The following is a 17602-nucleotide window of genomic DNA, read 5'->3' on the forward strand; positions in this document are numbered from 1 at the left end:
GCGCGGCCTACGCTCGCGCCATGGCCGACCAGCTCCCGACGCGGGCCCGCGTCGTCGTGATCGGCGCCGGGGTCGGCGGGGCGAGCGTCGCGTATCACCTGGCCGAGGCCGGCGAACGGGACGTCCTGGTCCTGGACCGCGCCGAACCCACCAGCGGGTCGACGTTCCACTCGGCCGGGCTGGTCGGCATCCTGCGCTCCGACCCGACCCTGACCCGGATGAACCGCTACTCCGCCGAGCTGTACGCACGGCTCGAGGAGGGCGATCACCCTCCGGGCTGGACGCCGACCGGGGGGCTCAAGCTCGCGTCGTCCCCCGAACGGCTCGAGGAGTTGCGCCGGCAGGCGGGCTGGGCCCGCGCGTTCGACCTGCCGCTGCACGAGATCTCGGTCGCCGAGGCGCTGGAGCTGTTCCCGGTGATGTCGACCGACGGCCTCACCGGTGCGGTGGCGCTGCCGCTGGACGGGCACGTCGACCCGTCACAGCTGTGCCTGTCCCTGCTCGCCGGCGCGCGGGCGGGCGGGGTGCGGGTGCAGCACCACACCCGGGTGCTCGCGATCGACACCGAGACCGACGCGCGGGGCCGGGCCCGGGTACGGCGGGTCCGGACCGACCGCGGGGACGTCGAGTGCGAGGTGGTCGTCGACTGCGGCGGGATGTTCGCGGCCGAGATCGCCCGGATGGTCGGCGTCCGGGTCCCGGTCGTACCGATGGCCCACCAGTACGCCGTGACCGAACCCCTGCCGGACGGCGTTCTCCCGCCGGGGTTCTCGATTCCCTCGGTACGCGACCCCGACCGGCTGGTCTACTGGCGGCAGGAGGGCCCGGGGTTCGTGATGGGCGGCTACGAACGGGATCCGGCGCCCTGGTCGGTGTCGGCCACCGCGCTCGACGCGGTCCCCGCCGACTTCAACGGCCGGCTGCTGGCCCCGGACTGGGACCGGTTCCTGCCGATCGCCGCGAACGCCGCGAGCCGGGTACCCCTGATGGACTCGCTCGGCGTGCGGACCCTGATCAACGGGCCGGAGGCGTTCACCCCGGACAACGAGTTCTGCCTCGGCGAGACGGAGGTGGCCGGCTTCTTCGTGGCCGCCGGCTTCAACGCCCACGGCATCGCCGGGGCGGGCGGCGTCGGGCGGGTGATGGCTGCCTGGGTGCTCGACGGCGACCCCGGGTACGACCTGTGGCACATGGACATCCGCCGGTTCGGGCCCGCCTACGCCTCCCCCGCCCTGAGCCTGGCCCGCACGGTCGAGAACTACGCGACCTACTACGACATCGCCTACCCGGCGCGCCAACGGCGGTCGGGCCGGCCGCTGCGCACGTCGCCGGCCTACCCGTGGCACGCGGCGCACGGCGCCGTGTTCGGTGAGAAGTCCGGCTGGGAGCGGGTCGACTGGTACGCCGCGAACGAGGGCGCGGCGCCGGACGCCGTGCGCCCCGACGGGTGGGCCGGGACGGCCTGGTCCCCGGCCATCGCCGCCGAGCACCGCGCCTGCCGCGAGCGCGCCGCCCTGTTCGACGAGAGCTCGTTCGGCAAGCTGCTCGTCACCGGACCGGACGCCGCGACCGCGCTGGAGGCGTTGTGCGACAACCGGGTCGCGCGTGACGTCGGGGCCGTCACCTACACGCAGCTGCTGAACGACCGGGGCGGCATCGAGTGCGACCTGACCGTGACCCGGACCGGCCCCGACGAGTTCCTGCTCGTCACCGGGACGGCGTTCGCCGGGCACGACCTGTCCTGGGTCCGGCGCGGACTCGAACGCCTCGGGGCCGACGCGACCGCCCGCGACGTCACGGGATCCCTTGTCGTGTACGGGCTCTGGGGCCCGTTGGCCCGCGAGATCCTGGCCCCGCTGACCACCGCTGACCTGTCCCGGCCGTTCATGACCTCCCAGACCGCCACCCTCGGCACGGTCCCGGTGCGTCTGACCCGTGTCACGTTCGTCGGCGAACTGGGCTGGGAGATCTACGCGTCGACGGAGTACGGCGCCGGCCTCTGGTCACTCCTGATGGACGCCGGGGCGCCGCACGGGCTGCTGGCCGCCGGGTACCGCGCGATCGACTCGCTACGCCTGGAGAAGGGGTACCGGGTGTGGGCGGGCGACCTGACCCCCGAGACCACCCCCGACGAGGCGGGCCTGTCGTTCTGCGTGAAGCTCGCCAAGCCGGGCGGTTTCACCGGCCGGGACGCGCTGGCCGCCGATCGCGAGACCGGGCTCTCCCGCCGGCTGGTCACGCTGCGGCTCGCGGCGCCGACCGCCGTGGCCGTGGGCGGCGAACCGGTCCGGACGCCGGAGGGCACCATCGTCGGCCGGGTCACCTCCGCGGGCCAGGGCTTCACCCCGCCGGCCTCCCTGGCCCTGGCCTACCTGCCGCTCCCCCTCACCGGGCCGGGAACCCGGGTGGCCGTCGACCTGTTCGGCACCTGGGTGGACGCCGACGTCGTCCCCGACGCCACCTACGACCCCACCTCCGCCCGCGTCCGGGCCTGACCTCGTCCAAGATCGCCGCCACGGCCGGATTTCCGCGAGTAGAACTCGCACAAAGGCGGCTCTGACGCCGATCATGCTCAGGTGACCGACGAAGACCTGGGCCTGGCCCGGCGGCTGTGGACGTTGTACGAGCCGGTCCACGCCGTCGTCTACTTCCACCCCACCGCGTTCGCCGCGTTCGAGGCGGCCGGGCTGCGCGGGTTCTGGCGGGGCTACTTCGCCCAACGGGCCGCCCCGCTCGGGCCCGTCGGCGAGGCGCCCGTGCGGGCCGCGTTCTTCAACTTCAGCCGGTCGTTCACCGCGCGGGCCCTGCCCGCGGTCTGGGAGCTCATCACCCCGCAGGCCGCGCTCGACGCCCGCCGCACCGGCACCGCGGCGACGTTGCGCGAACTGCTGGCGGACGACGTCCCGCCCCGCGACGTCGAGCACGTCGCCGACGATCTGTGGGCGCTGGCCGCGGAACATCCGGCCGACGGCCGGGTGCTGGCGGCCGCGAACCTGGCCCTGCCCCGCCCGGACGACCCGTACGAACGCCTCTGGCAGGCCTGCACCACGCTGCGCGAGCACCGTGGCGACGGGCACGTCGCGGCCCTGCTGACCGCCGGGCTCACCGGTCTGGAGGCGCTGGTCCTGCGCGGGGCCGCCGACCTCGAGGCCGACCGCCTGCAGGCCGTGCGCGGCTGGACCGACGACGAGTGGCAGGGTGCGACCGAGGAGCTGACCGGGCGAGGGCTGATCTCGCAGGCGCGGGTCACCGACGCCGGTCAGGCCCTGCTCGCCGAGGTCGAGCACGTCACCGACGAACTGGCCTGGCGGGGCTGGACGACGGCGGGCGGCACGGTCGCGGACGCCCGGCGCCTGGCCCACCACCTGCACCGCGCCGCCGTGCTGTGCCGGGCGGTCCTGCCCCCGGTCAACCCCATCGGGGTGCCGGAGGTCGGTGTCGATGCAGGTGTCGATGAAAGTCCGGGCCACCCCACTGACTAGTCTGACCTGCGTGTCGAAGGTCTTGACGAGCCTGCCCGAGGGGCAGCGGGTCGGTATCGCGTTCTCCGGTGGTCTGGACACGTCGGTGGCGGTCGCGTGGATGCGCCATCACGGCGCCGTCCCCTGCACGTACAGCGCCGATCTCGGCCAGTACGACGAGGACGACATGAGCGCCCTGCCGGACAAGGCCAAGCTGTACGGGGCCGAGATCGCCCGCCTGGTCGACTGCCGCGACGCCCTGGTCGAGGAGGGGCTCGTCGCGCTCATGTGCGGCGCCTTCCACATCCGCTCCGGCGGCCGCGCCTACTTCAACACGACGCCCCTGGGCCGCGCGGTGACCGGCACCATGCTGGTCAACGCCATGGCCGAGGACGGCGTCAACATCTGGGGCGACGGGTCGACCTACAAGGGCAACGACATCGAGCGGTTCTACCGCTACGGCCTGCTGGCCAACCCGGCGCTGCGGATCTACAAGCCCTGGCTGGACGCCGCGTTCGTCGACGAGCTGGGCGGGCGGGCCGAGATGAGCCAGTGGCTCACCGAGCACGACCTGCCGTACCGGGCCAGCAAGGAGAAGGCGTACTCGACCGACGCCAACATCTGGGGCGCCACGCACGAGGCGAAGACCCTGGAGCTGCTCGACGAGTCGCTGGAAATCGTCGAGCCGATCATGGGCGTCCGGTTCTGGGACCCGGCCGTGGCGATCGAGACCGAGGACGTCACGGTCACGTTCGAGCGCGGCTACCCGGTGGCGATCAACGGCGAGCGGTTCGACTCCAAGGTCGACCTCGTGATGAAGGCGAACGAGGTCGGCGGCCGGCACGGGCTGGGCATGTCCGACCAGATCGAGAACCGGATCATCGAGGCCAAGAGCCGCGGCGTCTACGAGGCGCCGGGGATGGCGCTGCTGTTCATCGCCTACGAGCGGCTGCTGAACGCCATCCACAACGAGGACACGATCGCCAATTACCACGCGGAGGGGCGTCGCCTGGGCCGGCTGCTCTACGAGGGCCGCTGGCTGGACCCGCAGGCCTGGATGCTGCGCCAGAGCCTGACCCAGTGGGTGGCCGGCGCCGTCAACGGCACGGTGACCCTGCGGCTGCGGCGCGGCGAGGACTACTCGATCCTGAAGACCGAGGGCCCGAACTTCAGCTACCACCCCGACAAGCTGTCGATGGAGCGCACCGAGGACGCCGCGTTCGGCCCGGTCGACCGCATCGGCCAGCTGACCATGCGCAACCTCGACATCGCCGACACCCGCACCAAGCTGGAGTACTACGCCGGCCAGGGGCAGCTGTCCGGGCAGGCCGCGTTCATCGGGGAGCTCGAGCCCGGCCAGGCCGAGGACATCGCCGAGAACGGCCGCCCGGACGACGTCGACGACGCCGCGCTCGACCGCGCCGCCATGGAGTCCGGCACCGACTGAGTCGGCGCCGGTGACGACGAGCGGTGCTGCTCAAACCCAGCTGGCAGCTGTCGGCGACGCTGACGGTGCTGCTGGTCGGCGCCTGGCTGACCCTGACCCTGCTGCGCCGGGCCCCGGGCTGGCGCGCCTTCGCGCGTGAGTTCTCCATCGTCACAGGCCTCCTGGGGCTGTGGCAGTACGTCGGGCGCCTGGTCCGGACCCGGTCCGAGGGCGCGTTCCGGCGGGCCCACGGGATCGAGGACCTGCAGGCCCGCCTCCACCTGCCCAGCGAGCTGAGCCTGCAGCACGCCGTCCTCGGGCACCCGCTGCTCGTGCAGGCGATGAACGTCTACTACGCCACGGCGCACCTGAACGGGATGGGCCTGTTCCTGCTCTGGGTCTGGTGGATGCACCGCAGGCGCGAACGGGTCGGCGACGAGACGGCCTTCCGCCGGGTGCGCAACACGGTCGCCGCCACCACGCTGATCTGCCTGCTCGTGCAGATGGTCCCGGTGGCGCCGCCCCGCCTGCTGCCCGGTTACGTCGACACCGCACTGGAGTACGGGCAGTCGGTGTACGGCACGTACAACGACGGCCTGGCCGCCCAGCTGACGGCGATGCCGTCGGTGCACGTGGCGTGGGCGTTCATCGTCGCCTGGTACGTCGCCGAGTTCGCCCCGCGCCGCTGGAAGTGGGTGGGCGCGCTGCACCTCGTGCTGACGGTGCTCGTCGTCGCGGCCACCGCGAACCACTGGTGGATGGACGGCATCGTCGCGATCGGCATCACCGGCGGGGTGCTCGCCGTCCAGTACGGTGTGAGAAGGCTTCAGCGGTACCAGAAGTCGAGCGGGTCGCGGCCCGCCTTGAACCCCGCCGCCTCCACGATGTCGACGGCCACGTCGAACAGCGCGCCCACGCGGTAGGGCTGGTGGGCGTCGCTGCCGAACGACACGGCGCGCCCGCCCTCCTCGCGCCACCACCGGACCAGGTCGACCGACCACAGCGGGCTGCGCGTGTTGATCTCCAGCGCCCGGCCGCTCGCGGCGAGCGCCCGGAACACGGCCCGGTACTCCTCCTCGAAGCGCGACTCGTCGTACTCGCCGGCCCGCTCCGGCCAGTAGCGGCGCGGGAAGTCGCAGTGCGCGAGGACGCCGAACACCGAGGAGCCCGAGACCAGGTCGAGCATCTCGGTGAAGTACTTGCGCATCAGCCCCTCGGCGCCCAGGGCCCGGAACATCCGGTCGTCGGCCCCGACCAGGCGACCCTCGTAGGAGACCGAGTGCAGCGACCCGAGGACCCGCTCGAAGCTGCCCGAGGCCAGCACGCGGGACACCGACCCGGCGAAGAGGTGCGGCTCGCCCGCCTCGATCCCCGAGACGATCCGCAGCTGCGGGAACATCCCGCGGACCCGCTCCAGCTCGGCCGAGTAGCCCTCGACGTCGAACGGCATGACGTGCGGGCGCACGGCGACGGCGTCGGGGGCGGCCAGGCCCTCGCGGGCGCCGTCCCCCTCCCCCCATGCGGTGAAGTCGACGTGCTCGGTGAACGCGAGGCCGGGCAGGCCCCGGCTCGCGGCCCGCTCGCAGGCCAGCTGCATGGTCGAGGAGTTGGAGGTGTCCCAGGACCACCGCGTGTGCACGTGGTTGTCAGGTGGCAACATCGGTTCCGATGATCCCACAACAGACTTCGGCGCCGACCGCAGGGCCGACGTCACACCTCGCCGACCTCGTGCGCACCGGCGGCGGGGTCGTGCTGTCCGGGGCCGGCCTGTCGACCGAGTCGGGCATCCCGGACTACCGCGGCCCCTCGGGCGCCGCCCGCCGGCACACCCCGATGACCTTCCAGGCCTTCAGGGATGACGCCGTGGCCCGGCGCCGGTACTGGGCGCGCAGCTACGTCGGCTGGTCGCAGATGGCCGCCGCCCGCCCGAACGACGGCCACCGCGCGGTCGCGACCCTGCAGCGGGCCGGGTTGCTCGGCGGCGTCATCACGCAGAACGTCGACGGCCTGCACCAGGCGGCCGGTGCCACCCGCGTCGTCGAGCTGCACGGCGGGCTCGACCGGGTGCGCTGCCTGGCCTGCGAGGCACGGGTCGGGCGGGACGACGTCGAGGCCCTCCTGCACGCCGCCAACCCCGGCTTCCGGGCCGAGGTGCTGGGGCTGAACCCCGACGGCGACGCGGACATCGCGGATGAGCACCTGGACGCGTTCGTCGTCCCGCCCTGCCCGGCCTGCGGGGCGGGCCCGCTCAAGCCGGACGTGGTGTTCTTCGGGGAGACGGTGCCCAAGGACCGGGTCGCGCGCTGCTTCGACCTGGTGGGCGCCGGGCGCTGGCTGCTGGTGCTCGGCTCGTCGTTGTCGGTGATGTCGGGGTACCGGTTCGTGATCCGGGCCCGGCAGCTGGGCATCCCCGTCGCCATCGTCAACGACGGCCCCACCCGGGCCGATCCGGGCGGCGTCGACGTCCGCGTCTCGGCACCGCTCGGGCCGACCCTCAACGCGCTGGTCGACGACGTCCTCGGGGGGCAAGCCCCTCCCCTGAACGCCTGAAAGCCGTGCCCCGACCCGGGCGTCCCGGAGCGGGGGCTTGTGCCCCGGGCCACCCTGCTGGAAGGTGTTCACCCTCCGGCCGCCGGCGGCGCCGGGCGCACGGGGGACGCTCGGCGCGGCCTGCGTCCGGAGCCTCAGCCGCCGGAACGGGTTCCCGCCGACCGGTCTCAGTCGGGCCGGACCTGCTCCATCAGCGCGTTCATCCGGCCCAGCAGGTCGCCGAAGGTGCTGACGTCCTCCTCCGGCCAGGTGCGCAACAGGGCCCGGTACTGGGCCCGGCGCGCCGCCCGGATCTCGCGGACCCGCTCGGACGCCGGGCCGGTCAGGGCGAGCCGGAAGGCCCGCCCGTCGTGCGGGTCGGGCTCCCGCTGCACGAGCTCCAGCTGCTCCAGCTGCGACAGCTGCCGGGACAGCGTGGCCTTGCCCACCCCGAAGGCGTGGGCCACGTCGGTCAGCCGCGCCGGCCCGTTGTCCTCCAGCCAGACCAGCAGCACGTAGGCCGGTGACTCCAGGTCGGGGTGCAGGGAGTTGGCCAGCCGGGTGGAGAACCCCTGGGCACGCCGCAGCAGCAGGGCCATCTCCCGCTCCACGACCTCCACCGCCGGGTCCACGTCACGCACCCTAGAGCACCGTGATCGGAACGCCCCGCAACGCTCGGCGCCTCAGTCCGCCGTGGTCGTGATGTGGGTCCCGGCCTCGATCGTCCGGGACACCGTGCACGTGCGGTCGTGCGAGGTGCGCAGGGCCCGCGGCAGCAGGGTGCGCGCCCGGTCCCCCTTCTCGCCCTCGGGGAACCGGATGTGGAAGGTCAGCTCGATGTTGTCGAGCCGGTTGCCGGTCTCGTCCCGGATGTAGTCGGCCTCGACGGTCGCCCCGAACTCGTCGGCGACGCTGTGCCGCCCGGTGACGACGTCCACGTCCACGGCCGTGCAGGCGGCGATGGAGGCCAGCAGCAGCTCGACCGGCGAGAAGCCGTCGGGGTCCTTGGTGCCGAACTTCAGCTCGTGGCCCCGGGCGTTGCGGGCGATGTAGATGCCCTCCGCGTGCCGGGAGAGGGTGACCGTGCGCTTGTCCGGGGTCTGTTCCGGGGTCTGTTCCGGGGTCTGTGCAGACGTCGGAGCCGGGGTCTCTGCCATGGGACGAATTCTCACACCCGCGAGAATGACCCGGTGACCGACCCGGTGAGCGACCTCGTGATCCGCCCCGAACCCTTCACGTCCCCCACGGCGCGGGCCCTGACCGCCGCCGTCAACGAGGTCTACCGGCAGCGGTACGGCGGCGTCGACGAGACCCCGATCGAGGACGACGAGTTCGACCCGGCCGCCGGGGGCGGCTTCCTCGTCGGTCTCCTGGCCGGCGAGCCCGTCGCCTGCGTGGGCTTCCGCCGGGCCGAACCCCCCGCGGCGCCGGGCACGGCGGAGATGAAGCGCATGTACGTGGCCGAGTCCGCCCGGCGCCGCGGGTTCGGCCGGCGCCTGCTCGCCGCCCTCGAGGACGCCGTGCGCGCCGCCGGGTACACCGACCTGGTCCTGGACACCGGCACCGAGCAGCCCGAGGCCATCGCGCTGTACGAGAGCAGCGGGTACACGAGGATTCCGAACTACTCGATCTACCAGGACTCGCCCCTGAACCGGGCCTACGCCAAGCACCTGGATACGGTGGCCGGATGGCAGACCTCACCCGCCCGTCCGTCCTCGTCGCCGCCGGCCTGATCGGCGGGTATGCGGCCGCCCGGTACAGCGGCCGTCGCCAGCTGGGCGGCGCCGTCCTCGCGGCGGCCGTCGCGCTCAGCGAGCGGCGCTGGGTGCGCACCACCGGCCCGGTCGTGGCCACCGGACTCGGGGCCCTGACCACGGGCCTGATGGGCGTCTCCCACCCGCTGGCCAAGCGGATCGGGGCCTGGCCCTCGGTCGTCGCCGTCGCCGCGATCGCCGCGGGTGCGTCCGAGGCGGCCGAACGGCTCAGCGACCGCTGACGCCCTCGGCCAGCTGCGAGGCGCGTTCCAGGGCCGGGACCACCAGGACGGCGAGCGCCTCGTCGTCCGGTTCGGCGACGCCGTCGTGGGCGTGCACGAGAACCCGCGCCACGTCGCGCATCTTGACGTTCGAGTAGCTGGAGGTCAGGCGTAGCACCTGCCAGGCCCGACCGGTCGACAGGTGCAGGCTGCCGGCCAGCAGTCCAGTGGCCTGGCCGATCAGCGTGCGGGTGTCCAGGCCGTGGCGGAGCGTGGCCAGCTCGCGCTCGAGTTCCTGGACCTGGAGGATGAGTTCGGCCACGGAGGCCTGCTCGGACGTCACGGCTGGGGGATCCTCGGGTGCGGGTCTGCGGGTACGCCGCAGCGCAGGCATCTTCTTTACCCGAATCCGTCGAGCAGCCGTCTCAGAGCTTAGCGAAACGATCATCCGCGCGGGAGAACGGGCCGGGGCATGTCCGGCGCCGCCACCGGCTAGCGGAGCACGCAGTCCCCGCAGTAGGCGGCCCGACCTCGAACCGCCGCCCCGCCCGGGGCCAGCCGGTAGATCAGGCAGCAACTGCGCCGCCGGAACTCCGGCCCGCACTCCCCCGTGCCCGTGCCCGCCAGGCCCGGGTGGGCGAGGAACCGGGCCGCCACCGCCCGGGCCGCGGGTTCGAGGTCGGGGCGCCGGGCGACCACCTGCCCGTAGGCACCGTTGACCGCCGAGGCCACGTTCCCGCGCAGCACCGTCGACGGCACGTTGCCGGGCACCGGCCGTGTGGCCAGGGCCTCCCGCAGCACCTCCAGCGGTCCGGTCAGCACGGCGGTGACGGCCTCGGCCACGGGTACGTCCGGGCCGTCGGCCAGGCTGACCGGTACGGGGCCGCCGAGCACCGGCTGCCACCACCAGGTCTCGGGGTCGAGCCGGGGGGCCACCCCCGTCAGCGTCGCCGCTCCGAGCACCGGGGAGACCAGGCGGGCCGCCAGCCCGAGATGCAGCACCGACCCCGCGACCCGCACCGGGACGTCGTCCACCGCCCGGTTCCCCAGCCCGGCCAACGCCGCGCGCACGGCCTCGACCCGCTCCTCGAGCAGGGCCCCGGTCAGGTCGTGCAGCGACCACCAGCCGGGCCCCGGGCCGGCGTGCGCGGGGTGCCGTTCCACCGCGAAGTAGGGGCCCAGGTCCACCGGCCCAACCTACGGGGTGCACCTCAGCACCCGCCGTCCGCCCAGTTCAGCAGGTTCAGCAGGATCGTGCTCAGCCAGGTGAGGAAGTTGATCACCGTCGTGCCGGTCGAGGACGACGTGAGCGTGACCGGGTAGCAGTAGACGGTCAGCCCGGGGATGGGCACGGAGCCGAACGCGTTCCACGGCACCTGGATCTTCCAGGCGCCGAGCGGCAGGGTGACCTTGTGGTCGCCGAACAGGCCGAACACGGTGCCGACGTCGACGCTCGTGCCGACCGGGCAGCTGATCGCGCCGGACCCGGTGGCCGGGCCCTGGTAGATCGCCCGGATGCCGCCGATGGCCAGGAGCGTGGCGAAGTTGCTGACCTGGACGTCGGCCGTGGGCACGTTGACGGTCTGCTGGGTCGGCGTGCGAGAGCTCAAGTCCTGGCTGGCCAGCGTGCAGCTCGCCCCGGGCCCGGCCTTGACGGAGTAGGTGGTCGGGAACAGCGGTGTGACCGCGGTGTCGAGGGCCTGGGTGGTCGTGGCGTAGGTGCTGGCGATCGTGGCGGTCTTCAGCGAGTCGGGCACCTCGGCCAGCTGCGCGGCGCTCACGGTCGAGCCGCTGTTGGCGGTGACGAACCGGTAGGAGAGGCTCATCGCGACGTCGTAGACCATGCTCGCCTTGCTCACCCCGGTCGAGCTGACCGTGACCGCACTGCTGGTCACCGCCTGGGTGTTGGCCTGGCCGGTGTAACCCGAGCTGTTCAGGGTGGCCGTGTAGGTGCCCAGCGGGACGGGGCTGAACACCGCGCACCCCGAGCCGTCCGTGGCCACGCTCGCGCCGTTGCTCAGCTGGACCGGCAGGCCCGGGACGGGCTGCCCCGAGGCACCGGTGACGGTGACGGCCACGGCTCCGGAGTCGGAGCTGCGCAGCAGGGTGTCCGAGCGCACCGGCCGGGTGCTACCCATCCCCGGCCAGGTGACCTGCACGGTGACCAGCTTCAGGACGCCGGTCAGGGACGACGTCAGGCAGGTCACCGTCGACCCGCCCGAGGTCACCGCGGACACGGTCTGGCTGACCGTGTAGGGGACGTTGCCCACGGTTCGCGGCGAGACCGGGGACGGGATCGCGGACGCACCGGCCGAGCGCACCGCCTCGATCTGGCTGGACGCGAGACTGGCCGCCACGACCCGGGAGCGGTTCTGCGTGGTGGCCGTGGTCGTGGAGGCCACCACGGACAGCGTCGCCGGCACCATGGTCGCGAAGATGGTCAGGGCGATGACCACCTCGAGGATGGTGAAGCCCGCCTCTGAGGGTCGGGCGGCCCGCAGACGCCGCATGTCCGCAGATCGGCCCGCCCCCTACACGTCTTGAGAGTGCCGCACACGAAGAACGGGTCCCGGTGTGGAGCACCCCCGTGGCGCTCCACACCGGGACCGGTCGTCCCCCCGGTTCAGCAGACGTTGTCGTTGTCGTAGATGCGGGCCGACGACATCTCGTCGTTGTCGGCGTTGAACACCCCGGCGCCGACGTCGGCGTTGGACGAGATGGACTCGACGCAGCGGCTCGTGCCTGAACCACCCGTGTCGTAGTACCAGCGGGCGTCGAGCGAGCGACGACTGCGCCACGACGACATCTGGTCGTTGAAGCTGTACGTGGCCATGCTCGAGACCAGCCCGATGGCCGAGAACTGCAGGACCCGGCCCCCGTAGTTGGTGTTCTCGAAGTAGCACACGTACCCGGCGATGCAGTCGTCGTAGGCCGCCGGGGCGAGGCTGGCCATGATGGTCCCCTCGTCCCAGACGATCTCCGCCTGCACGGTTCCGTTGATCTCGACGTCCACCAGGTCCCAACCCGGGGCCAGCTGGTTCACGTCGATCCCGGCCGCCTCCAATCTCTGTTCGTCCGTCGGTTCCGAGACCGTCACGGTCGCCCGTGCGATCCCACCCCCCGCTGAAAGACCCATCACGAGCGCCATTGCTCCGATCAGAAATCTCTTCATTGCAGCCCCCCGGCTTGCGGTTCTTTCCCCCCGCACCAGAGATCGTCACCGTTTCGGGCGGCGGCCACATCGTTCAAATTCCTGTCCCCGGGCAGGCAAAGTCATGTAATAAAAGTGATGTGACGGGGAACGTGGGCACCGCGGAGCCGGACTGCTGCTACCGCAACGAGCACCTGACGGACCGGCACGTCGAGGTGATCGCCCTCATCGCCGCCGGCCTTTCGGACCGACAGGTCGCGCGCCGGCTCGACGTGGGCCTGGCAACCGTGCGTCATCACCTGGCTACGGCCATGCAGCGGGCGGCCGCCCACAGCCGCACCGAACTCGTGGCCATCTGCTACGCCGCGGGCATCCTGCAGGTCCAGGTGTGGCCGCCGGTCAGCACGTCGTTGCGCTGCCTGCGCAACCCGGTGCCGCCGGCCCAGCGGGCCGCCCTCCTTCCGTAAATAGCTCCTGCACAGGCATTTTCATCGCTCCCAGTGCTGGCCGATACGGTCGCACGCCTCCTGGCCAGACAACCCCGGCGGCGCGGGGAAGACACCGCGGCCGTTCGCGTCGTTGATGCACACCACGGGGTTCGACGTGTCGGCCGGGCCGCGGCGCAGCAGGGGCCACAGCTCCTGACAGGCCGCGACGGCGCCCACCCGGGCGACCACCGCCGGATCCGGCACGATCGTGTCGGCCTGCGGGTCGAGGGCGCTGTAGCACCCGGCCTGCGTCGGGTCGTCGGGCAGAACGTAGAGGGCGATGCCCGCCCCGGCGGTCAGCAGCGCCACGATCAGGGCGATCGCGATCCAGAACCGCCGGCCGAGCGGGCGGCGCGTCGGACGGCGACGCACCTCGGGCACGGAGCCCCGTTCGAGGGCCAGGTACATCACCCGCTGCCCGGCGGGCGAGTCGGGCCAGTCGAGGTCCGGCTGCGGCCGGAGGGCGGTGAGTTCTTCGAGCAGGTCGGTCACGGGTCGTTCTCCAAGTCCGGGTCTTCGTCGGTCGCACGGTCGGTTTCGCGGAGGTCGACGACCTCGGGTGGCCCGTGCGCACGCGGACGGCGGGTCGCCTCGGTGGGCGGGTTGGTCTCGGGGCGCGGGCGGGGCCGCTGGTCGGACTCGGCCAGCAGGCGGCGCAGCACGTTGCGGGCCCGGTGCAGCCGGACGGCGAACGCGGGCCGGGACATCCCCAGCACCTCGGCCGCCTCCCGCTGCTCGAGGTCGTACCAGGTGGCCAGCAGCACGACCTCGCGGTCCTTGGGGTGCAACCGGCGCAGCGCGGCCACCAGCTCGCCGCGCCGGGCGACGCCGACGGCCACGTCCTCCTCCGGGACGGCCAGGTCGATCACCGCGGGCCGGCCCGCGGCCTTCAGGTGCTCCGCGACCAGCTTGCGGGCCACCTTCAGCAGCCAGGGCCGCGGATTCTCCGGCACGTCCTCCAGCCGACGCCAGGCCGCCGCGAAGACGTCGGCCACGACGTCCTCCACCTCCGCCGGGCCCACCCGTTGGGAGACGTAGAGCAGCACCGTGGGCGCCTCGGCGCGGTACAGCGCCTCGAAACGCTCACGGGCGGAAGGGGAACCGTTCGCCACCAGCGGGTCAGCCCTGCCGGGACCAGAAATCGATCTCGATCCCGTGGGTCAGGAACCATTCCGTCAGCCCGGCGCCGGCCAGGAACGGGGCGTGCCGGGCCACGGCCTCGAGCACGGGGACCGTGGGCGGCTCCCCCAGCGCGGCGAGGAAGGCCGCAACGTGGCCGGCCGGGACGGTGAAGCACCACTCGTACTCGTCGACACCCATGAGCTCACGCACGCCCAGGTCCTGCCCGTGGAGCCGCAGCGACCCGTCGCCCCCCAGGTCGGCCCACTGGTGCAGCTCCGGCTCCGAGCGCAGCACCACCCGCCCGCTTCCGTTTTCCCCGTTTTCCCCGTTTTCCCCGTTGATCGTCATGTCAGCAGGCTACGGGCAGGAACACCGGTTCCCGGGAGTTATCCACAGGGGTACGGCGTCCGGGGGCATCAGTGGAGCGTCATGCCCGCCGTGTTCTCGTCCGGGTCGGGGGTGTGCTGCCGGAACGCGAGCACCCAGCCGGTGACCCAGGTGTACACGCTGGAGACGCGGGCGACGTACTCGCCCTCCGCGTCGGCCGTCGTGGCCCGGACGCGGTAGCTGAGCACGACGGTCTCGCCGTTCACGAGCGCGTCACGGCGGTCGCTGAGCTCGAAGGACGACCACGGCCGGCGGTCCGCCCACTGCCGCATCAGGTCCTCGCGGACCAGGACCCGCCCCGGCACGACCACGAACGCGTCGGCGGCCAGGACGTGCGCGTAGTAGTTCTCGACGTCACCGGTCGTCCCGGCGGTCCAGAACTGCTCCTCGAGCTCCCAGGCCTGGTCCACCTCTGCCCGTCCGTCGACAATCGTCAGAATCGGCGCGAGCGTCCCACAGGTCGCCGCGGACCACATCTTGAAATGTCACTCATCCGGGGATCAAGGCTCTGAGCTGGGCGAAGACCGCCTCGCGCTCGGCCGCCGAGGTCGCGCCGCGGCTCCCGAGCAGGTACCCCGCCATGTAGGCCGTCAGCGGCGCGGCCGGACGGGCCACCCCGTGGGCGACGTCGCGGGCCAGGTCCAGCACGGCCCGGACGTCGACCGCGGCCTCCTCGAGGCCGGTCGCCGCCGCGACGGTCGCCACCCAGTCGTCGAGTTCACTCATCGGCCACGCTCCCGGTCCAGGTCTTCGACGGTGTCCACGTCCAGCGAAGCACCACCGTCCGGCACACCCCGCACCGACATCCCCACGAGCAGTTCACGCACCGCACGCCCGGCCACGGGCTCGAGGGCGTCGAGGGCGGCCATCAGCGGCGCCCGTCGATAAGCCCCCGCCAACGGCTGCACCCGGCCCGCGTCGTCCACGAAGACCGCCGCATCGGCCCCGGGGGTGAGCGCAGCGACCAGCCGCGCGACGTCGTCCACGCCGATCCGGGCCAGATCCGTGGCCAGCACCAGCACGACGGGCGCCGAGGTCCGGCGGGCACCCACCGCCAGCCCGGCCAACGGTCCCCCGCCGACCGGCGCCTCCCGGGTCCAGACCACCGGCCGCACGGTGGGGCGCTCCGGGCCCACCACGACGGTCCGGGCCGCCGCCGCGGCCGCCAGCAGCACGCCGTCCAGCAGGGTCCGGCCGCCGAGGCGCAGCGCCGCCTTGTCCACCCCGCCCAGCCGGCGCCCGGTTCCACCGGCCAGCACGACCGCGTCGAACTCGGTCACGTCAAAGATCACCACCCGGCGGTCAATTCGCGGGGTCGCACCCGACTAGTCGCCGGGATTGCGACGATCGTGTTCAGGCTCTGGGCCTTCGGCGACCGACTCGCCTCGCCCGGCCCGCCACGCGGCGCCGGCCGCGGCGACGGCGGGCAGCGCGAACATCAGCACCTCGGGGGCGTGCTCGTCCCAGTCGCCGCGCGTCCCGGCGACGAGGGCGACCCCGGCGGCGACCAGCAGCGCGGCGGCGAGGGCCCACAGCAGCGGCACGCCTCGGCCCAGCCGCTCGAGGGCCGGGCCGTAGACCCGGGTCAGGAGACCGCCGAAGACCAGGACCGCACCCGCCGTCCCGGCCAGCACGGCGAGCACCCCGACCCCGGCCCGCGCTGCGCCGTCCACCGGCAGCGGCCCCACGAGCGCCGGTACCGCGACGAGCATCAGCCCGGCGAGCTGTCCACGGGGTGTGCGGGCGAACCCCCACAGGGCCGCGGTTCGGGAGCCAGCCGGGAAAATCGGACTCTGCACCCACGGGACTATGCCCGACCCACGGGTAACCCGTCATCCGATCGGTCGGGCGTTCAGTCGGGCGCTCACCCGTCCGAGGTACACCTCATGACCTCCCCGTCGGGCACCGACGCCGACGCGGCCGACGCCGCCCCGCTCTCCGCCGTCCCCACCCCCCGCGAGGACGTCGCGGACGGCGGCTCCGACGCGCCCCCCGCCGAGCCCCCGGCCCCCGGCCGGTTCGACCCCTACGTCCCGGACCGGCGCCAGGCCCTGTGGCTGCTCGGTGGGGCCGCGGCCGGTCTTCTGCTGGGCGGTGGCGGGGTGGCCTGGTCGAAGCGCTCGCCCGCCACCACCCGGGACGACGAGGAGTCGGTGAGTTCGCGCGAGGCGCTCGACCTGCTGACCGAGGGGAACGCCCGGTTCGTCGCCGGACACCCGGCCCGGCCCGACCAGTCGGTCGAGCGGCGGGAGGCGGTCGCCGGTGGCCAGTCGCCGTTCGCAACGATCCTGACCTGCGCCGACTCCCGGGTGACCCCGGAGCTGTTGTTCGATCAGGGGCTGGGCGACCTGTACGTGGTGCGCAGCCTCGGTCCGGTGCTCGACGAGGCCGTACTCGGGTCGCTCGAGTACGGCGTCGACACCCTCGGGGTGCCCCTGCTGGTCGTGCTCGGTCACACCCAGTGCGGCATCGTCAACAAGGCCGTCGACGCGGTCACGAAGGCCGCGAAGTCCTCCGAACCGAGCGCTGAGCACGCGAGCCACGTGGACGGCGTCCGGATCGAGACCGTCGCCCACACCACGGACGAGTCCTCCGACCACTCCGGGACGAGCGACGACCCGGACGACACGCTCGACTCCGCCGACGAGGTGGAGGGCGCGGACGAGGAGGACACCTCCGACGGTGACACCACCGAGGCGGAGGCCGCCCACGACGCCCCGTCCAGCGACATCGACTCCCTGATCGAGTCGATCGTCCCGGCCGTGCACGAGGCCCAGGACATCGGCGCCAAGAAGTCCGAACTGGCGGGCGTGACCGTCGACGTACACGTGGAGCGCGTCGTGGAGGCCCTGAAGAAGGCGCCCGTCCTGCGGGACGCCTCGCTGAGACGCAAGGTCCGGGTCGTGGGCGGGACCTATGACGTCAAGACGGGCGAGGTCACCTGGGCCTGAGGCCGGCCCAGTGATCTTGAACGGCCCGACCCGTACGGGGCGTAGACCACTCGGGTAAGGCGTACGCCGACCGGGTGCAGTCGTCCCGGTACGGCTCAGCGCTCACCGTCAC

At 73.0% G+C, this 17602-nt stretch carries 23 protein-coding genes; 9 read left to right on the forward strand and 14 right to left on the reverse strand.

Features of this window, described 5'->3' with window-relative positions; genetic code table 11:
• Window positions 1–20 precede the first annotated feature (20 nt).
• From ACIB24_RS19570 to ACIB24_RS19585, 4 genes are all read left to right on the forward strand, one after another.
• Entirely contained in the window at window positions 21–2495 is a 2475-nt protein-coding gene (locus tag ACIB24_RS19570; protein ID WP_398283813.1) for an FAD-dependent oxidoreductase, read from the forward strand.
• 81 nt (window positions 2496–2576) lie between these two features.
• A complete protein-coding gene (locus ACIB24_RS19575) occupies window positions 2577–3482 on the forward strand; it encodes an SCO6745 family protein (protein ID WP_398283815.1) in 906 nt (301 codons plus the stop codon).
• 10 nt (window positions 3483–3492) lie between these two features.
• Complete coding sequence (gene argG / locus ACIB24_RS19580; RefSeq protein ID WP_398283817.1) at window positions 3493–4908, forward strand: argininosuccinate synthase; 1416 nt, start codon at window positions 3493–3495, stop codon at window positions 4906–4908.
• Window positions 4909–4931: 23 nt separating this feature from the next.
• Window positions 4932–5810, forward strand: a complete 879-nt coding sequence (locus tag ACIB24_RS19585; RefSeq protein ID WP_398283818.1) for a phosphatase PAP2 family protein — start codon at window positions 4932–4934, stop codon at window positions 5808–5810.
• Here the strand turns inward: ACIB24_RS19585 and ACIB24_RS19590 are convergent.
• On the reverse strand, window positions 5714–6547 hold the full coding sequence (locus ACIB24_RS19590) for a PHP domain-containing protein (RefSeq protein ID WP_398283820.1): 834 nt from the start codon (window positions 6545–6547) through the stop codon (window positions 5714–5716). The genes ACIB24_RS19585 and ACIB24_RS19590 overlap by 97 nt on opposite strands.
• 8 nt (window positions 6548–6555) lie before the next feature.
• Between ACIB24_RS19590 and ACIB24_RS19595 the strand changes: the two genes are divergently transcribed.
• On the forward strand, window positions 6556–7437 hold the full coding sequence (locus ACIB24_RS19595) for an NAD-dependent protein deacetylase (protein WP_398283822.1): 882 nt from the start codon (window positions 6556–6558) through the stop codon (window positions 7435–7437).
• Window positions 7438–7604: 167 nt separating this feature from the next.
• Here ACIB24_RS19595 and ACIB24_RS19600 read toward each other — a convergent pair whose 3' ends face one another.
• Window positions 7605–8048 carry a MarR family winged helix-turn-helix transcriptional regulator gene (locus tag ACIB24_RS19600; RefSeq protein WP_398283824.1) on the reverse strand — a complete coding sequence of 148 codons (444 nt, stop codon included), beginning with the start codon at window positions 8046–8048 and terminating at the stop codon, window positions 7605–7607.
• A 51-nt stretch (window positions 8049–8099) separates the two neighbouring features.
• On the reverse strand, window positions 8100–8573 hold the full coding sequence (locus ACIB24_RS19605; protein ID WP_398283826.1) for an OsmC family protein: 474 nt from the start codon (window positions 8571–8573) through the stop codon (window positions 8100–8102).
• A gap of 33 nt (window positions 8574–8606) precedes the next feature.
• Between ACIB24_RS19605 and ACIB24_RS19610 the strand changes: the two genes are divergently transcribed.
• Together ACIB24_RS19610 and ACIB24_RS19615 are read left to right on the forward strand one after the other, a co-directional pair.
• The gene (locus tag ACIB24_RS19610) at window positions 8607–9149 is read left to right on the forward strand and encodes a GNAT family N-acetyltransferase (RefSeq protein ID WP_398283828.1); all 543 of its coding nucleotides are present in this window, start codon (window positions 8607–8609) and stop codon (window positions 9147–9149) included.
• Window positions 9104–9412, forward strand: coding sequence for a hypothetical protein (locus ACIB24_RS19615; RefSeq protein WP_398283830.1), 309 nt, complete (start codon window positions 9104–9106; stop codon window positions 9410–9412). The genes ACIB24_RS19610 and ACIB24_RS19615 overlap by 46 nt, the downstream gene beginning before the upstream one ends.
• Here the strand turns inward: ACIB24_RS19615 and ACIB24_RS19620 are convergent.
• The 4 genes from ACIB24_RS19620 to ACIB24_RS19635 all read right to left on the reverse strand — a co-directional run bounded on the left by ACIB24_RS19620 (window position 9399) and on the right by ACIB24_RS19635 (window position 12488).
• Window positions 9399–9734, reverse strand: a complete 336-nt coding sequence (locus ACIB24_RS19620) for an ANTAR domain-containing protein (RefSeq protein WP_398283832.1) — start codon at window positions 9732–9734, stop codon at window positions 9399–9401. The two genes, ACIB24_RS19615 and ACIB24_RS19620, sit on opposite strands and share 14 nt — an antisense overlap.
• 149 nt (window positions 9735–9883) lie before the next feature.
• Window positions 9884–10579, reverse strand: coding sequence for a (2Fe-2S)-binding protein (locus ACIB24_RS19625; RefSeq protein ID WP_398283834.1), 696 nt, complete (start codon window positions 10577–10579; stop codon window positions 9884–9886).
• Window positions 10580–10602: 23 nt separating this feature from the next.
• On the reverse strand, window positions 10603–11901 hold the full coding sequence (locus tag ACIB24_RS19630) for a hypothetical protein (protein ID WP_398283836.1): 1299 nt from the start codon (window positions 11899–11901) through the stop codon (window positions 10603–10605).
• Between the two features lie 113 nt (window positions 11902–12014).
• On the reverse strand, window positions 12015–12488 hold the full coding sequence (locus ACIB24_RS19635) for a peptidase inhibitor family I36 protein (protein ID WP_398283838.1): 474 nt from the start codon (window positions 12486–12488) through the stop codon (window positions 12015–12017).
• 194 nt (window positions 12489–12682) lie between these two features.
• Here ACIB24_RS19635 and ACIB24_RS19640 point away from each other — a divergent pair, with 194 nt between their 5' ends.
• The gene (locus ACIB24_RS19640) at window positions 12683–13009 is read left to right on the forward strand and encodes a response regulator transcription factor (protein ID WP_398283840.1); all 327 of its coding nucleotides are present in this window, start codon (window positions 12683–12685) and stop codon (window positions 13007–13009) included.
• A 21-nt stretch (window positions 13010–13030) separates the two neighbouring features.
• Here the strand turns inward: ACIB24_RS19640 and ACIB24_RS19645 are convergent, their stop codons facing one another.
• The 7 genes from ACIB24_RS19645 to ACIB24_RS19675 form a co-directional block, all read right to left on the reverse strand.
• Complete coding sequence (locus ACIB24_RS19645) at window positions 13031–13522, reverse strand: hypothetical protein (RefSeq protein ID WP_398283842.1); 492 nt, start codon at window positions 13520–13522, stop codon at window positions 13031–13033.
• On the reverse strand, window positions 13519–14142 hold the full coding sequence (locus ACIB24_RS19650) for an RNA polymerase sigma factor (protein ID WP_398283844.1): 624 nt from the start codon (window positions 14140–14142) through the stop codon (window positions 13519–13521). The genes ACIB24_RS19645 and ACIB24_RS19650 overlap by 4 nt, the downstream gene beginning before the upstream one ends.
• A 7-nt stretch (window positions 14143–14149) precedes the next feature.
• Window positions 14150–14449, reverse strand: coding sequence for a hypothetical protein (locus ACIB24_RS19655; RefSeq protein ID WP_398283846.1), 300 nt, complete (start codon window positions 14447–14449; stop codon window positions 14150–14152).
• A gap of 119 nt (window positions 14450–14568) precedes the next feature.
• A complete protein-coding gene (locus tag ACIB24_RS19660) occupies window positions 14569–14949 on the reverse strand; it encodes a nuclear transport factor 2 family protein (RefSeq protein ID WP_398283848.1) in 381 nt (126 codons plus the stop codon).
• 79 nt (window positions 14950–15028) lie between these two features.
• On the reverse strand, window positions 15029–15265 hold the full coding sequence (locus ACIB24_RS19665) for a DUF6457 domain-containing protein (protein WP_398283850.1): 237 nt from the start codon (window positions 15263–15265) through the stop codon (window positions 15029–15031).
• Window positions 15262–15819, reverse strand: coding sequence for a molybdenum cofactor guanylyltransferase (locus tag ACIB24_RS19670; protein WP_398283852.1), 558 nt, complete (start codon window positions 15817–15819; stop codon window positions 15262–15264). Before ACIB24_RS19670 ends, ACIB24_RS19665 begins: the two co-directional genes overlap by 4 nt.
• Before the next feature lie 45 nt (window positions 15820–15864).
• Entirely contained in the window at window positions 15865–16338 is a 474-nt protein-coding gene (locus ACIB24_RS19675) for a hypothetical protein (RefSeq protein WP_398283854.1), read from the reverse strand.
• 87 nt (window positions 16339–16425) lie between these two features.
• On the opposite strand from ACIB24_RS19675, the gene ACIB24_RS19680 reads away from it, so the two are divergent.
• On the forward strand, window positions 16426–17490 hold the full coding sequence (locus ACIB24_RS19680; protein ID WP_398283856.1) for a carbonic anhydrase: 1065 nt from the start codon (window positions 16426–16428) through the stop codon (window positions 17488–17490).
• Window positions 17491–17602 lie beyond the last annotated feature (112 nt).

Source organism: Spongisporangium articulatum (assembly GCF_044465595.1).
Taxonomy (GTDB): Bacteria; Actinomycetota; Actinomycetes; order Actinomycetales; family Kineosporiaceae; genus Spongisporangium; species Spongisporangium articulatum.

What these genes read in the sequence shown, in the direction of transcription:
- ACIB24_RS19570 (WP_398283813.1), top strand. Translation starts at nt 21, where the DNA reads ATGGCCGACCAGCTCCCGACGCGGGCCCGCGTCGTCGTGATCGGCGCC.
- ACIB24_RS19590 (WP_398283820.1), bottom strand. Translation starts at nt 6,547, where the DNA reads ATGTTGCCACCTGACAACCACGTGCACACGCGGTGGTCCTGGGACACC.
- ACIB24_RS19595 (WP_398283822.1), top strand. Translation starts at nt 6,556, where the DNA reads ATGATCCCACAACAGACTTCGGCGCCGACCGCAGGGCCGACGTCACAC.
- ACIB24_RS19605 (WP_398283826.1), bottom strand. Translation starts at nt 8,573, where the DNA reads ATGGCAGAGACCCCGGCTCCGACGTCTGCACAGACCCCGGAACAGACC.
- ACIB24_RS19615 (WP_398283830.1), top strand. Translation starts at nt 9,104, where the DNA reads ATGGCAGACCTCACCCGCCCGTCCGTCCTCGTCGCCGCCGGCCTGATC.
- ACIB24_RS19630 (WP_398283836.1), bottom strand. Translation starts at nt 11,901, where the DNA reads ATGCGGCGTCTGCGGGCCGCCCGACCCTCAGAGGCGGGCTTCACCATC.
- ACIB24_RS19665 (WP_398283850.1), bottom strand. Translation starts at nt 15,265, where the DNA reads ATGAGTGAACTCGACGACTGGGTGGCGACCGTCGCGGCGGCGACCGGC.
- ACIB24_RS19680 (WP_398283856.1), top strand. Translation starts at nt 16,426, where the DNA reads ATGACCTCCCCGTCGGGCACCGACGCCGACGCGGCCGACGCCGCCCCG.